The 15,248-nt window shown below is 71.0% G+C and carries 13 protein-coding genes; 2 read left to right on the top strand and 11 right to left on the bottom strand.

Annotated features, from left to right (window positions below):
- Window positions 1-177 precede the first annotated feature (177 nt).
- Window positions 178-2,385, top strand: a complete 2,208-nt coding sequence (locus tag QFZ67_RS36265) for a germacradienol/geosmin synthase (protein ID WP_307665277.1) — start codon at window positions 178-180, stop codon at window positions 2,383-2,385.
- A gap of 65 nt (window positions 2,386-2,450) precedes the next feature.
- Here QFZ67_RS36265 and QFZ67_RS36260 read toward each other — a convergent pair whose 3' ends face one another.
- From QFZ67_RS36260 to QFZ67_RS36225, 8 genes are all read right to left on the bottom strand, one after another.
- Window positions 2,451-2,951 carry a hypothetical protein gene (locus tag QFZ67_RS36260; protein WP_307665276.1) on the bottom strand — a complete coding sequence of 167 codons (501 nt, stop codon included), beginning with the start codon at window positions 2,949-2,951 and terminating at the stop codon, window positions 2,451-2,453.
- Between the two features lie 67 nt (window positions 2,952-3,018).
- Window positions 3,019-5,934 carry an AAA family ATPase gene (locus QFZ67_RS36255; RefSeq protein ID WP_307665275.1) on the bottom strand — a complete coding sequence of 972 codons (2,916 nt, stop codon included), beginning with the start codon at window positions 5,932-5,934 and terminating at the stop codon, window positions 3,019-3,021.
- Window positions 5,935-6,112: 178 nt separating this feature from the next.
- On the bottom strand, window positions 6,113-6,457 hold the full coding sequence (locus QFZ67_RS36250) for a hypothetical protein (RefSeq protein WP_307665274.1): 345 nt from the start codon (window positions 6,455-6,457) through the stop codon (window positions 6,113-6,115).
- A 247-nt stretch (window positions 6,458-6,704) separates the two neighbouring features.
- Complete coding sequence (locus tag QFZ67_RS36245) at window positions 6,705-6,947, bottom strand: DUF397 domain-containing protein (protein WP_307665273.1); 243 nt, start codon at window positions 6,945-6,947, stop codon at window positions 6,705-6,707.
- Window positions 6,948-7,064: 117 nt separating this feature from the next.
- Window positions 7,065-8,246, bottom strand: a complete 1,182-nt coding sequence (locus tag QFZ67_RS36240) for a thiolase domain-containing protein (RefSeq protein ID WP_307665272.1) — start codon at window positions 8,244-8,246, stop codon at window positions 7,065-7,067.
- Entirely contained in the window at window positions 8,243-9,289 is a 1,047-nt protein-coding gene (locus tag QFZ67_RS36235; RefSeq protein WP_307665271.1) for a thiolase domain-containing protein, read from the bottom strand. Before QFZ67_RS36235 ends, QFZ67_RS36240 begins: the two co-directional genes overlap by 4 nt.
- Window positions 9,286-10,260: a Zn-ribbon domain-containing OB-fold protein gene (locus QFZ67_RS36230; protein ID WP_307665270.1), complete on the bottom strand. Its 975-nt coding sequence runs from the start codon at window positions 10,258-10,260 to the stop codon at window positions 9,286-9,288. The genes QFZ67_RS36235 and QFZ67_RS36230 overlap by 4 nt, the downstream gene beginning before the upstream one ends.
- Window positions 10,261-10,331: 71 nt before the next feature.
- Complete coding sequence (locus tag QFZ67_RS36225) at window positions 10,332-11,132, bottom strand: crotonase/enoyl-CoA hydratase family protein (RefSeq protein ID WP_307665269.1); 801 nt, start codon at window positions 11,130-11,132, stop codon at window positions 10,332-10,334.
- A 166-nt stretch (window positions 11,133-11,298) separates the two neighbouring features.
- Between QFZ67_RS36225 and QFZ67_RS36220 the strand changes: the two genes are divergently transcribed.
- On the top strand, window positions 11,299-12,921 hold the full coding sequence (locus QFZ67_RS36220; RefSeq protein WP_307665268.1) for an acyl-CoA synthetase: 1,623 nt from the start codon (window positions 11,299-11,301) through the stop codon (window positions 12,919-12,921).
- A gap of 50 nt (window positions 12,922-12,971) precedes the next feature.
- On the opposite strand, the gene aroQ is transcribed toward QFZ67_RS36220, so the two are convergent.
- From aroQ to QFZ67_RS36205, 3 genes are all read right to left on the bottom strand, one after another.
- Window positions 12,972-13,571, bottom strand: a complete 600-nt coding sequence (gene aroQ / locus QFZ67_RS36215; RefSeq protein WP_307665267.1) for a gamma subclass chorismate mutase AroQ — start codon at window positions 13,569-13,571, stop codon at window positions 12,972-12,974.
- Window positions 13,572-13,705: 134 nt separating this feature from the next.
- Window positions 13,706-14,242, bottom strand: a complete 537-nt coding sequence (locus QFZ67_RS36210) for a VOC family protein (RefSeq protein WP_307665266.1) — start codon at window positions 14,240-14,242, stop codon at window positions 13,706-13,708.
- A 71-nt stretch (window positions 14,243-14,313) separates the two neighbouring features.
- Entirely contained in the window at window positions 14,314-15,117 is an 804-nt protein-coding gene (locus tag QFZ67_RS36205; RefSeq protein ID WP_307665265.1) for an alpha/beta fold hydrolase, read from the bottom strand.
- Between the last annotated feature and the right edge of the window lie 131 nt (window positions 15,118-15,248).

Raw genomic sequence — 15,248 nt, 5'->3', positions numbered from 1 at the left:
GGGCAGTCGCGGTGCGCCCCGTTCGTGGGGTCCGGTGGCGCACCGCGGCTACCCTTGTCCGCTTGTGTGACTAATGGGCCGTAAAGCGTGGGCCGTACGGGCGACGGGTAGGGCTGGCCCGTCCACGCCCTGTCCGCGCCCCCGAGCGCGGATGCTCACCGAAAGGCCCTGGCGCACATGGCACAGCCCTTCGTACTGCCTGACTTCTACGTCCCGTATCCGGCGCGGCTCAATCCGCACGTCGAGCAGGCGCGGCGGCACACCAAGGAGTGGGCACGCCGGATGGGGATGCTGGAGGGCTCCGGCATCTGGGAGGAGAGCGACCTCGACGCGCACGACTACGCCCTGCTGTGCGCCTGCACCCACCCGGACTGCGACGCCGACACTCTCGGTCTCGTCACCGACTGGTATGTGTGGGTCTTCTTCTTCGACGACCACTTCCTGGAGATCTTCAAGCGCTCCCAGGACCGCGAGGGCGGCAAGGCGTATCTGGACCGGCTCCCGGCCTTCATGCCGATGGACCTGGCGCAGGGCACGCCAGAGCCCACCAATCCGGTCGAGGCGGGACTGGCCGATCTGTGGGCGCGGACCGTGCCGAGCATGTCCGACGCCTGGCGGGTGCGGTTCGCCGAGGCCACGAAGAATCTCCTGAACGAGTCCCTCTGGGAGCTTTCCAACATCAACGAGGGGCGTATCGCCAACCCCGTCGAGTACATCGAGATGCGCCGCAAGGTCGGCGGTGCGCCGTGGTCGGCGGGGCTGGTGGAGTACGCGGCCAGAGCCGAGGTCCCTCAGTCCGTGGCCGGTTCGCGCCCGCTGCGGGTGCTCACCGACGCCTTCTCCGACGGTGTCCATCTGCGCAACGACCTCTTCTCCTACCAGCGGGAGGTCGAGGACGAGGGTGAGCTCAGCAACGGTGTGCTGGTGCTGGAGACCTTCCTGGGCTGTACGACCCAGGAGGCGGCCGATGCCGTCAACGATCTGCTGACCTCCCGGGTCCAGCAGTTCGAGACCACCGCGCTCACCGAAGTTCCCGCGCTCTGCGTCGAGAAGGGTCTCAGCCCGGCGGAGTGTGCGGCAGTAGCGGCGTACGCCAAGGGACTTCAGGACTGGCAGTCCGGCGGCCATGAGTGGCACATGCGCTCCAGCCGCTATATGAACGAAGGGGTGGACACCGGTCGGTCGTCGCCGTTCGGCGGGGTACTCGGCACCTCGGCGCTGGACATCAGGACACTCTTCGGCCGCCCGGCCACCGCACGGCTGCGCAGCCTCACCCATGTGCCGCAGCCGGTGGGGCCGTCACTGCTGCCGGAGTTCGACCTGCCGTTCCCCGTGTCGATCAGCCCGCACCACGAGGACGCCAAGAAGAAGTCCGTCGAGTGGGCGGGCCGGATGGGGCTGCTGAACGATATCTGGGACGAACCGGCGCTGACCGGTTTCGACTTCGCGCTCTGCTCGGCCGGGATCGACCCGGACGCCACCCCGGAGGAGCTGGAGCTCAGCGCGGAGTGGCTGACCTGGGGGACGTACGCCGACGACTACTACCCCCTCGTCTTCGGGCGGTCGCGCAACCTCGAAGGGGCGAAACTCTGCGACGAACGCTTCAGGGCTTGCATGCCGGTGGACGAACCGGCTGTCGGGGCGGCGGTCGCGGTGTCCCCGATGGAGCGGGGGCTCGCCGACCTGTGGGCGCGCACCGCCGGACCGATGACTCCCGAGGCGCGGCAGGCTTTTCGCAGGGCGGTCGACGTCATGCTCGAGAGCTGGCTGTGGGAGCTCCACAACCAGGCGCAGCACCGCATTCCCGACCCGGTCGACTACATCGAGATGCGGCGGCTGACCTTCGGCTCCGAGCTCACCATGAGTCTGTCCCGGCTGCGCCACGCCGACCGGCTCCCGCCGGAGATCTACCGGAGCGGACCGGTGCGCAGTCTGGAGAACTCCGCCATGGACTACGCCACGCTGATGAATGACCTCTTCTCATACCAGAAGGAGATCGAGTTCGAGGGCGAGCTGCACAACGGCGTGCTGGTCGTGCAGTCCTTCTTCGACTGCGACTACCCCACCGGCGTCACGATCATCGACGATCTCATGCGGGGGCGGCTGCGCCAGTTCCTGTATGTGAAGGAGCACGAACTCCCCTTGCTCTGCGAGGAATTCGAACTCGACATGGACGGCAGGGCCGCACTCGACACCTATGTGCGCGAGCTGGAGGACTGGATCGCCGCAATCCTGAACTGGCACCGGTGCATCCGCCGGTACCGGGAGGAGGATCTGCGCGGCGTACCGGCACCCCCGTGGCAGCGATGCGGGCCCACGGGTCTTGGCACTTCGGCGGCCCGCATCGTGAATCTGTTCGCTCAGCCCTCCCCCGTCAGCACATAGCGCCTGCCGGAGGGTGAGTTGATGACAGGTGCGGCCCACCGCGAGGACGCGGCGGGCCGTGCGGGTCAGCCCTGCTGGAAGAGTTCCGCGGGCAGCGGCTTGAGCAGCGCGTACAGATCGTCGGTGATCGGCCGGTCCCAGCTGGCGATGGTCACCAGGACATTGTCGCTGCGGTCGAACTGCACGCAGGAGATACGGCTTTCGGAGAGCTTGAGGCGGCGCACGATCAGCAGGTTGTCGCCCTGCATCACCGGCGTGTCCTCGACGTCCACGACCTCGACCGGCTCGTCGTTCTCCAGCGCCAGCAGCAGCTGGGCCACCTCGAAGGGGACCTGTCCGTCCTCGAGCTCGCGGGCCGGCGAGCCCTCCGGCAGATTGCCGATGATCATCGCCGGGCCGCGGCCGCCGAACAGGTCGTACCGCAGGAAGACGCCCTGGCAGGTACCGTCCGGGGCGGGCAGCAGACCGGCGCCGAGGTTGCCGGGCCAGTCGCCCGGGTCCATGGCCAGGACATCGAAGTCCGGGCCCGCGGGTGTGGCGGCGCTACGGCGGCGGAGGAACGACATACCGCCATGGTACGTGTCCGGACGAGCCCGGCCGAGCCGGGGCCCGGAGCCTCCTGGACGCCGCCGGTCACCGTCCACGACCGCCGCCCCGGGCCTCGGCCAGGACCTCGGGCACGGCCTCCGCCAAGCCCGCCTCGTCGGTGCCCGCCTTTCGGTAGACGGCGGAGAGCAACCTGGTCACGGCCTGTTCGTCGAGGTGGAGGGCGGCAGCGACGGCGGCCCTGTCACGCCCCTGGGCGGTCAGCACGGCCGCGGCCCGTTCGCGGGCGGTGAGGGCGTCGGTCTCGATGGCCCGCAGCCGGCGCGGGCGCAGCCCGGCGGCCGCGAGTTCGTCGCGGGCGGCGTCCGCGAGCCCGTCGGCGCCGCACTGCCCGGCGACCTCCAGACCGCGGTAGAGATACTCGGCGGCCTCCTTCGGGTGGCCGGTGCGGCGCAGATGGGTGCCGAGGTCGACGAGGGCGCGGGCGAGTTCGTACGCGGCGGGTGAGCGCTCGAGATGGGCGACGGCCTCTTCGAGGAAGGCCGTGCGTTCGGTGCCGCCGGACACCTCGGCGGCCACCCGCAGGGCCTGGCCGATCGCCGATGCCGCCCCGAAGCGGCGGGCGCGGTGCACCGCTTCGAGAGCGGTCCCGCGGGCCCGGTCCGGTGCGTCGTGCGCCTCGGCGAGTGCGAGGTGGAGCTGCCAGGGGCACCAGGCGGGGTTACGCATGCCGCGTGGGTCTAGCCGCCTGCCCGCGGCGGCCAGTTCGACGGCCGCTTCCTTGGGGCGGCCGCGGGCGAGCAGCAGTTCGCCGTACACGGTCTGGGAGTCGGGGAAGGTCACGGCCGCGGGGAAGGGTTCGCCGAAGGCGTGGTCCTCCGCGATCCGCACCGCCTCATCGGTGCGCCCGCGGGCGAGCAGGACCTCGACGAGGGTGCCCAGTGCGTACCACTCGACGGGCGTACGGGGCCCGACCCGTTCGGCCAGGCGCAGCCCGGCCCGTACGAAGTCCTCGGCCTCCGCCAGCCGTCCGCGCCGGTAGCGGATGTAGGCGAGGAGGGTGTACGCGAAGGAGAGATGTGCGCCGCGCCACCCCTGGCGCTCGAACTCCGCGGTCCCGGCGGCGAACAGCTCCTCGGCACGGCCCGGCCGGTCACCGTAGAGAAAGGTGAGGGCGACCAGGACGGGGACTTCGAAACCCCGGTCCTCCACGGCCCAGCTCAGTGAGCCCTCCAGGGCGCGCTCGGCGTGGCCGAGTGCGACGGCGGCGGGTTCGGCGCGCAGCATCGCGTCCCAGCCGCGCAGCCCGATGATGTACCGCTCGGTGAGGTCGCGTCCGGTGAGCCGGTCGGCGAGCCGGGCCAGCCGCCGCGATCGGGCCGGCGAGTCGGGCTCGTCGGCGCGGAAGGCGTCCCACATGAACTTCTCGGCCTGCATACGCAGCCGGGTGCGCGGGTCGGCGCTGAGGCGGGCCTCGCGGGCGAGGGTGTCGGATGCTTCGCCGAGCCGGTCGGAGTGGGCGAGGACCTGGGAGAGGCGGTAGACGATGCCCTGGCGCAGGGCCGGGTCGGCGATGGGTTCTTCGAGGGCGGCGCGCAGATGGTTGACGGTGGTGGCGGGTTCGGTGAGGAGAGAGGCGCAGCCCAGTTCGTACAGGACGGCGGCCCGGTCCCCGAAGGGCGGCGGTTCGCGCAGGGCGCGGGCGAGGTGGCGACGGGCCGCGTCGGGGGCTCCGGCGCGGAGCGTCTCCCGTGCGGCCCGGCGCAGATGCTGGACGACCCACGGGTCGCCCTCGGGATGGGTCTCCATCAGGTGGCGGGCGGCGGCCGTGGAGCCGAATCCGGCGTCGATGACGGACCAGGCGGCCTGGCCGTGCAGGGCGACCCGTACGGCGTCGGGGATGGCCCGGTAGACCGCGGTGGCGATCAGCGGGTGGACGAATTCGAGGGTGCCCGATCCGGTGAGAATGCGGGCGTCGCGCAGTCGGTCGGCGGCGCGGGCGGCCTCCTCGCTGCCGAGGCCCGCGACGGTCGCGGCGAGAGCGGGCGGGATCTCGGTGCCGAGCACGGCGCCCGCCCAGGCGAGCCGAACAGTCGAGGCGCCGAGGCTTTCGAGGCGTGAGATGAGCCCGCTGCCCTTGACGTCGGCGGCGAGGTCGCGCAGGAGGTGGGCGCCGACCTCGTTTGGTTCGAGCCCCCGGTCGTGGACCTTGGCGGTGAGTTCTACGGCCTCGAAGGGGTTACCCGCGGTGACGGCCCAGCATTCGCGGCAGAACGCGTCGTCGGCGTCATCTCCGAGCTGCTCGCGTACGAGTCGTCCGACGGCCGGGGCCGTGAGGGGTTCAAGGTCGATCGGGCGGTGTCCGGCGCGGCCGGGGAGCCCGCGGAACTGCCGTGCGTGGTCGGGGAGTTCCTCGGGCCGGTAGGCGACCACGAGCAGCATCGGGAGCTCTTCGGCGCGAGGCGCGAAGGCTGCGAGCCAGCTCAGCGACTCCGGGTCGGCCCAGTGGGCGTCGTCGAGGACGAGGACGAGCGGGGCGCGCTGGACGGCAATATGGGTGAGGACCCAGTCGAGGCCGTCGCGCAGGCCCTGCGGGTCGGGCGGTGCGCCCCCCTCGGCGGTGCACAGGCCCAGCGCGGGGCCGACGATGGCGTACCAACTCCCCAGCTGCAGCCGGAGCGCCGCGTCGGACGAGCCTGCGAGCTGGGGCTGGATCAGCTGCCGGGCCACGTGGAAGGCGACCCGTTGCTCCTGGTCGCCGCCGCGCGCGGAGAGCACCGTGCAGCCCTTGGCGGCCGCTCGCCGGCGTACTTCGGCAAGCAGCGTCGTCTTGCCGAGGCCCGCGTGTCCGGCGAAGGCGAGGAGGGCGCCACGCGGGCGCTCCGGTGGCTCGACGTCGTCCGACCGCAGACCGACCAGATCGCTCAACGCCTCGTCGGCGGCGGCCAGTTCGGCCTCGCGCTCGAAGAGACGACGCCTGGTCCTGCCGGCGCGTCGCGTCATGGTGCACCCCCACGGCCAGGGCGTACGCCCGGCACGGTGAAGGAGTTGCCGGACGGACGTCCTCGAGGCACCTCAGGGTACGCCCGGTTGGCCGCGCGGGGGCCCCTCCGGCGAAAGGGGGTTGTAGTGGGTTGTTTCCGGATCGGTCAGCGGGAGCGGTTGTCCCCGCTCCCGCTCGTCACGCCGATGTCTGGGTCGTGCCGAGCCCGGGGGCCGACCCGTTGATCTTCTCTATGGCCTGCCGGGCATGCTCACCCGGAGTGCGGGCAGTCAGGGACGACACGGACGAGGGCACACCCTGCTGGCTCCGGTCAGGTGCGGGCCTCGCGTGGCCGGCGGTCCGCGTGCGCAGCCGGTGGCTCGCGGCCTCGTCGAGGGTCACCGGGCGCTGCATCTGGGCGGCCAGCCGGCCCGCCTCCTGCCCCAGCGCGGCGATGTCCTCCCACTGCAGACGGAGCACCAGACGGAGTTCGGCCTCCCCGTCCGGGAGGGCCTGGAGAGGAGGATTGACGGGGTCATTCATGGCTGATCCTCACGGTCTCGGAACGGAATCTCGCGGGAACGCTGCGCACCCGTGTTGCCGGGGTGCGCAGAGTGATACGGGAAACTGCCCCGGCGTGTTCAACGATGTCCGCGACGCCGAGCCTCTCAGCCGGAGGGCAGGGTCGAGTACTAGAGGATGTGCGGGCCGCGGGTTCCAGGCACTGCCGACCACGCCCACTGCCTTGCAGTGCGCGGGACACCCGCGACCCCTGAGGCCGCTTCGGCGGTCAGGTGAGGTCGAACTCCCCGTCGCGGGCGTTCAGGACGAAGGCGCGCCACTCGGCCGGGGTGAAGATCAGCGACGGACTCTCCGGCCGTCCGCCGTTGCGCATCGCGATGAAACCCTCGACGAAGGCGATCTGAACGTCTCCCGTTCCCTGACTGCTGGACTGCCAGTCGGCGTTGCTGAGGTCGAGTTCCGGCTTGTCCCAGCCCGAAAACCTTTGCCTGGTGGTCGTGCTCTCGGCCACGTCCGTGCTCCTCCCGCATCGTCTCCGGGGCTCAGACTAGCGATCGTCTCCGGTTGCGGACAGGCCGCGGAACGAGGACCGCGGCCTGTCCGCCGCCACATGCCGTACGGCGGACGGTCAGGTGGTGGGCGGCTCGGCGCCGACCAGCCACATGGAGAAGAACTGCGACCCGCCGCCGTAGGCGTGACCCAGTGCTTTGCGGGCCCCTTCCACCTGGTGTTCGCCCGCCAGCCCGCGGACCTGGAGGGCGGCCTCGGCGAACCGGATCATGCCGGAGGCACCGATGGGATTGGTGGACAGCACGCCGCCCGACGGGTTCACGGGCAGATCGCCGTCGAGTTCGGTAACGCCGGACTCGGTGAGCTTCCAGCCCTCCCCCTCGGCGGCGAAGCCCAGGTTCTCCAGCCACATCGGCTCGTACCAGGAGAACGGGACGTACATCTCCACCGCGTCGATCTCCCGGCGCGGATCGGCGATGCCGGCCTGCCGGTAGACGTCGGCGGCGCAGTCCTTGCCGGCCTGGGGCGAGACGAAGTCCTTGCCCGCGAACATCGTGGGCTCGCTGCGCATCGCGCCGCCGTGCATCCAGGCGGGCGGTCGCGGCGCACGGGCCGCGCCCGCGCGGTCGGTGAGGATCATCGCGCACGCGCCGTCGGAGGAGGGGCAGGTCTCGGAGTAGCGGATCGGGTCCCACAGCATCGGGGACGCCTGGACCTTCTCCAGCGTGATGTCGTGCTCGTGGAGGTGGGCGTACGGATTCTTCAGGGCGTTGCGGCGGTCCTTGTACGCGACGACGGAGCCGACCGTGTTGGGCGCGCCGGTGCGGCGCTTGTACGCCCGTATGTGCGGGGCGAAGAAGCCGCCCGCGCCCGCGAGGAGGGGCTGCTGGAAGGGGATCGGCAGGGACAGGCCCCACATGGCGTTGGACTCGGACTGCTTCTCGAACGCGAGGGTGAGGACGGTGCTGTGCACGCGGGCAGCGACCAGGTTGGAGGCGACGAGCGCGGTGGAGCCGCCGACCGAGCCGGCGGTGTGGACGCGCAGCATCGGCTTGCCGACGGCGCCCAGCGCGTCGGCGAGGTAGAGCTCCGGCATCATCAGGCCCTCGAAGAAGTCGGGTGCTTTGCCGATGACGACGGCATCGATGTCCGACCAGGTCAGGTCCGCGTCCTGAAGAGCGCGCCGGGCGGCCTCACGCACCATGCCCGCGATGGAGACGTCCCGACGGGCGGCGACATGCTTGGTCTGGCCGATGCCGACGACAGCCACGCACTCTTTGGATGTCGCAGCCTTGCTCATGACTCTCCCTCGAGGACGGCGACCAGGTTCTGCTGGAGGCAGGGGCCGGAGGTGGCGTGGGCGAGCGCCCGGTCGGACTCGCCTCGGTGGATGCGGGCGGCGGCCTCGCCGAGGCGGATCAGGCCCGCAGCCATGACCGGGTTGGCGGCGAGCGCTCCGCCGGACGGGTTGACCCTCACCCTGTCGTCGAGCTTGAGGGCTGCGCGCAGGACCACTTCCTGGGAGCTGAAGGGGGCGTGCAGCTCGGCGGTGTCGACGGGCCTGTCGAAGGCTCCGGCGCGTTCGGCGGCGAGCCGGGTGGAGGGCGAGTCGGTGAGGTCGCGGACGCCGAGGCTGTGCGGTTCGATGCGGTGGTCCATGCCGCGGATCCAGGCGGGGCGGTCGCACAGTTCGCGGGCCCTGTCCCCGGCCGCGAGGATCACGGCGGCCGCGCCGTCGCCGATCGGCGGGCAGTCCCCGGTCCGCAGCGGCTGGACGAGGTAATCGCCCGGCGGAACCGAACCCTTCAGTTGAGCGTGCGGGTTGTCCGATGCTGCCGCGCGGCTGCGAGCGGCGATCCCGGCGAGGGCCGGTTCGTCGGTGGCTCCCGCGTCGATCAGCGCCTGCGCCTGGAGTGCGGCGAGCGCGATGGAGTCGGGCCAGAGCGGGGCCACGTAGTACGGGTCGAGCTGGCGGGTCAGTACGTCGCGCAGCTCGCCGGGCGAGGACTTTCCGTAGGCGTAGACGAGGGCGGTGTCGGCATCGCCGGTGAGGATCTTGACCCAGGCCTCGTACAGCGCCCAGGCGCCGTCCATCTCGACATGGGACTCGGAGATCGGCGGCCAGGCGCCGACGCCGTCGAGGGCCATGGTGAAAGAGAAGGCACGTCCGGCGAGATAGTCGGCGGATCCCGAGCAGGTGAAGCCGATGTCACTGGTCTGCAGTCCGGTCCGGCGCAGCACCTCGTGCAGGACCGGCATCAGCATCTCGACTTCGGAGAGCTCGTCGGTGCGCCGCAGATGGTCGCTCTGCGCGAAGGCGACGATCGCCACGTCTCGGGTCACAGCAGCTCCTTGTACGTGTCGTAGTCGGCGTCGGGCTCGCCGGTGGGCCGGTAGTGGTCGGGGTGGCGGCCGTCTTCGGCCCAGACCGGTTCGACGCGCAGGCCCATCCGCACCTGGTCGTACGGGATGCCGCCGATGCGGGCGTGCAGGGCGAGGTCGGCGCCGTCGAGGGCGATGTGCGCGTAGACGTACGGCACTTCGATGTCGAGATTCGCCGTATGCGCAGCCTTGATGTTGACGATGCAGTACGTGGTGACGGTGCCGCGCGGGCCGACCTCGACCTGTTCGTCGGTGGCGACGCCGCAGGTGGGGCAGGCGCCGCGGGGAGGCACGTACACCTTGCGGCAGGACGGGCAGCGCTCGCCGACGGTCCTGCGGTCGGCGAGGGCGTTGATGTAGCCGGACTGGGCGCGGCCGGGCGAGTAGGTGTAGTCGAGCCGGGCGGGGGTGACGATGCCGGTCACGGCGTCGGCGAACTCGCCGCTGTGGCCGGTGACGTGGGCGGTCGGCTCACTGTCGTACGGCTCGAAGCAGGCGATGTCGGTGATCGCGCCGGTCCGCTCCTCGGCCCAGCGGATACGGACGCGCATGCCGCTGCGTACGGCGTCGGGCCCCGGCGCGTCGAGGACGTGCAGGAGGGAAGTGTCGGCCCCGTCGAGCCTGACCAGCACCCACGCGAAGGGGGTGGCGAGTGGCTGGTCACGCCGCGGGGCGGGGTTCCAGGCCCAGGTGGTGACGGTTCCGGTGACGCCGACCTCGACGAGGTCGCGGATCTCCTCTGCGGTGGCCGGGTCGTACTCGACGGGCGGCACGAGCACTCTGCCGTCACTGCCCTTCACACCGAGGACTGCGCGCTCGCGCAGGCCGGTGAGAAAGGCGGACTGGACGGGCCCGAGGGAGCGGGTGAAGGGGAACTCGACGACGAGCGGGGCGCGCAGGGTCTGGGGTGCGGGGGTGGCGGCGGCTGTCACGGGCGGGGCCCTTTCTTGTGGGGGTCGGCGAGGGCGCGGGCGGCGGTCCCGCCGCGCGGGGCGGGGAAAGTTCAGGCTCGGCGGTACACCGGGCGGCGTTTCTCCGCGAACGCCCGCGCCCCCTCCTTCGCGTCGGCCGTGTCAAAGACCGGCCAGCCGCGCTTGAGCTCCGCGGCCAAGCCCTCCGTCTCGGTCAGCTCCGCCGTCTCGTACACCGACGCCTTCACCGCCTCGACCGCGAGCGGCCCGCAGGCGTTGATCTGCTCGGCGATGGCGAGCGCCTTCTCCAGCGCGGTTCCGTCGGGCACGACGTGGCCGATGAGCCCGATCCGTTCAGCCTCTTCCGCGCTGTACGGCCGGCCGGTCAGCAGCATCTCCAGGGCGTGCGTACGCGGGATCTGGCGCTGCAGCCGCACCGTCGAGCCGCCTATCGGGAAGAGTCCGCGCCTGACCTCGAACAGGCCGAACGTGGCGCTCTCGCCCGCGACCCGGATGTCGGTGCCTTGCAGGATCTCGGTACCGCCGGCCACGCAGTACCCCTCGACCGCGACGATCACCGGCTTGCGGGGCCGGTGGTGGCGCAGCATCGCCTTCCAGTGGAGGTCGGGGTCGGCTTTCAGCCGGTCCCGGTACTGCTCGCCCTCCATGCCCTTGCCCGCCAGGGCCTTGAGGTCCATGCCGGCGCAGAAGCCGCCGCCCGCTCCGGTCAGCACGACCGAGCGGATCGCATCGTCCTCGTCGGCCTCGATCCAGCCGTCGTACAGGCCGACCAGCATCGGCAGCGAGAGCGCGTTCTTGGCCTCCGGCCTGTTCAAAGTGAGTACCAGTGTGGCGCCTTCGCGCTGCACGGTGAGGTGTTCCGTCCCACCCATTGCCGTCCTCCCGTCTCAAGACCTAGAACAGGTTGCAGTAGGCGGGAGTCCAGTTCAATAGTTTTCTGACAGGCAGTCAGATTTCTTCGCCGTCACCCCTTCCCACTTGTGCCCGGCGGCGCTCTAATGACCGCCGAGCCGAAGTTCGCCGGGGTCAGGAGGAGCGGTGGAGTACAACCTTGCCGACCTGTTCGAGTCGGTCGTCGACGTGGTCCCCGCCCGCGAGGCGCTTGTGTACATCGACCATCCCGGCACGGGCGCCGAGCGCCGGCTCACCTACGCGGAACTGGACGCCGCGGCCAACCGCGTCGCGCACCACCTCATCGACGCCGGCATCCGCCCGGGCGACCATCTCGGCCTGCACCTCTACAACGGCATCGAGTACCTCCAGACCGTCCTCGGCTGCCTCAAGGCCCGCGTCGTGCCCGTCAACGTCAACTACCGCTATGTGGAGGAGGAACTGGTCTACCTCTACCGCGACGCGGACCTCGTGGCCCTCGTATTCGACGCGGAGTTCACGGAGCGCGTCGCGGCCGCGCTGCCGAAGACCGAGAAGCTGCGCCATCTGGTGCGTGTGGGCATGCCCCCGGACAGCGCGCCGCAGCTCGCCGCCGTCCCCTTCGCGCAGGCCGAGGCGGCCGCGTCGCCGGAGCGGGGCTTCGGGGCGCGCTCCGCCGACGACCAGTTCATCATCTACACCGGCGGCACCACCGGAATGCCCAAGGGCGTGATGTGGCGGCAGGAGGACCTGTTCTTCTCCGGGCTCGGCGGCGGCGCGCCGACCGGAGAGCCGGTCGGTTCGCCCGAGGAGCTCGCCGAGCGGGTGGCCGCGGGCGGCGAAGGCATCACCTTCTTCCCCACTCCCCCGCTGATGCACGGCACATCGACGCTGACCGCGTTCATCGGGTTCAACTTCGGCCAGCGGATCGTCATCCACCGCAAGTTCGTGCCGGAAGAGGTGCTCCGTACGATCGAGAAGGAGAAGGTCACCAGCGTGTCGCTGGTCGGCGACGCGATGCTGCGCCCGCTCATCGACGCGCTGTCCGGGCCGATGAAGGGGACCGACTGCTCCTCGATGTTCAGCGTCTCCAGCTCCGGCGCGATCATGTCGGAGACGGTGCGCGCCCAGTTCGCGGCGCTGGTGCCGAATGTGATGCTGCTGAACAACTTCGGCTCGTCGGAGTCCGGTTTCAACGGCACGGCGACCGACGACTCCGGCCCGGAGAAGGGCTTCAGGCTGCGGGTCAACGCCCGTACGGCGGTGGTCGACCCGCTGACGTACGAGCCGGTGAAGACTGGCGAGCCAGGCCGGATCGCCCAGCGCGGGCACGTGCCCCTCGGCTACTACAACGACCCGAAGAAGACCGCCGAGACCTTCTTCCGGCGCGGCGACGAGCGGTGGGTACTGCTCGGCGACATGGCCAAGGTCGACGAGGAGGGCATCGTCACCGTCCTCGGACGCGGCTCGCAGTGCATCAACACCGGCGGCGAGAAGGTGTATCCGGAGGAGGTCGAGCAGGCGCTCAAGTCCCATCCGGATGTGTACGACGCGCTGGTCGCCGGTGTGCCGGACAGTAAATGGGGCAACCATGTGGCGGCCGTGGTGCAGCTGCGCGAGGGCGCGCCCACACCGACGCTGGACGACATCCAGTCGCACTGTCGCACCCGGCTGGCCGGCTACAAGATCCCGCGGCAGCTGGTGATCGCGCCGGAGATCCAGCGCTCGCCGAGCGGCAAGGCGGACTACCGCTGGGCCCGGACGGTCGCGGTGGAGTCGGCCGCGCAATGACCTTCCGGCCCGCCTCGCGCGCCCGGGCTCCCGGACGCACGAAGCCCGGGTCAGTCGCCGCAGACGGACCGCAGCGAGCGGGCCAACGCCACCGTGTGGAGCGCGTCGAGCTGCCGCTCGTGCCGTAGGTGTGCTGCCGAGGCGATCAGCAGGCCGTCGCAGTACGGAGCCGGTCGGGCCGAGGCGGAATCGGCGATGCCTTGGACGAGAGCGGCATTGATCCGGTTGATCTCCTTGCGTACCTCCGCGAGGTCGGGCCGTTCTGTCGGCGCCCGCGAAGGGGCCGCGTCCCAGCTGCGGAACAGGGCGCGCTGGACGAGCTTGCTGGCCTCGATCTGGTCACGGAAGATCCGTACCGTCGCTTCGGGATCCGCACCCAGATCACGGGCCTGCCGCGCCACGCTGTCGAGGACCTGCTTCTCCCGGGCCGGGTCATCGATGGGACTGTCTGTGCCGTATTTGGCCGCGGCGACCAGGTCGGCGGTGGCCACCCGCCGGGCGGAGAGATCGGCAATGATGTGGACGCCGGAGTACGGGCCGCTCCGCACGTCGGCCGCGGCGACGGCAGCCGCCTGCGGTACGGCCGGGCCGGCGGAGGCGGTGCCCGCTCCGGTGAACAGGAGTGTCGCGGCGGCGCCTGTGGTCAGCAAACGCCTTACGGATGAGCCCAGTTGCACGAGTTCCCCTTCTCGGGCCGACGGATCGACGTTGATCGTACGAGGCGCGGGGCCGGCAGTCGAAGCGGTAGCAGGCCCTGATCAGGCACTGGCCTCAGCCGTTGGCCTCAGTCCTCGCCGTCGGTCCGGCTGACGATGCTCTCGCCGTCGAAGATGCCGAGCTGCTCCCGGTACAGCTCCAGCGGCACGCCGTTGGGGTCGCGGATGTACAGGCTGTCCTCGACACCCCGGTCCGGTCCGAGATAGTCGGTGCCCGCCTCGTCCAGCGCCTTGCGGGCCGCGTCGAACTCCGCCGCCCCCACCGACAGCGCGAGGTGCTGCACCCCGCCGATCGTTTCGGTGATGGGCGGGTGTTCGTGGCCGGGGAAGTCGAAGAAGCCCAGCAGATTGCCGTGGCCGATGTCGAAGAAGAAGTGGGTCGAGCCGCGGTAGTCGCGGTTCTCCACGATCTCGACCAGCGGGAAGCCCAGGAACTCCTGGTAGAAGCGAATGGTCTCCTCGACGTCACGGCAGATGAAGGCCACATGGTGGATGCCCCGGGCGGTGGTCGGGGGGCGGTCGGACATCGGGCGCAGATAGCGCTGGCGCAGCTCCTCCCTGCGGGCGAGGACGGCGTCGAGTTCGGCTCCCTCGGGCTGAGGCATCGCGGACTCCTTCTCGGAGGTTGTTTGCGGGTTTCAACTACTATCCCGCATCCCCTCCCCTCACCAGCGGCTCACCGCGCCAGGAACCCGATAACCGTCCGTACGCACCAGTCCGGATCGTCGAGCCAGGGGAAGTGACCGCCATCCGGCTGCACGACGACCTCGCCGTCCGGGAACAGCGCGGCCGGCTCACCGGCCCGCTCCGGTGTCGGTACGCCGTCGAGCTCGCCCGCCATGACCAGCACCGCCGCGTCCAGCTCGGTCAGCGCGGCGCGGGTGGCGGGCGGGTCGAAAGCGCCCTCCGAGCCGTAGCGGGCGGCCGCTTCGGGGGTTGAACTGCCCATCGCCCGACGCGGCATGCGCCTGAGCCGCCTCGCACCACCGCCCGTAGAAGAACGGCTCGAAGGAGCCGTTCGGCTTGCCTCCGCCGAGCGCGGCGTCGAAGGCGGCGTACGCCTCTTCAAACCACGGCTCGTCGCGGCGCAGCAGTGCCGCCGCACGGCGCTGCTCCGGCGTCGCCTGGATCCCCACCGCCCGGGCATTGGCGTGAGCAGCGCCAGCCGGCCGATCCGCTCGGGGTACTGGGCCGCGTACAGCAGCGCCAGGTTTCCACCGGCCGAGAGCGCCAGCACGTCCATGCGCGCGAGGCCGAGGTGCTCGCTCAGCGCCTCGACGTCGGCGACCTGCCGGTCGCAGCGGTACGTCGCGGGGTCGGCCGGCACCGCGGAGTCCCCGGTGCCGCGCAGATCCAGCAGCACCAGCTGCCGGTGCGCGCTCAGTCCGCCCAGGTCGCCGAGGTAGGCCGAGGCGCGCATCGCGCCGCCCGGCAGCACGATCAGCGGCTCGCCCTCCCCCGTCAGGTGATAGGAGAGCACTGTCCCATCGTGCGCAGAGAACCTCGGCATGCGGCGATCTTCACCGGGGCCCGGCATTCGCAGCAATGGACTTACGCCCAGAGCGCACGTGAACGGATGGGAGCAGTTTCTGGGAATCAACCCCTTGCCAG

This window comes from Streptomyces sp. V1I1, from assembly GCF_030817355.1.
Classification (GTDB): domain Bacteria; phylum Actinomycetota; class Actinomycetes; order Streptomycetales; family Streptomycetaceae; genus Streptomyces.
This window is presented reverse-complemented; position numbering and strand designations above follow the sequence as displayed.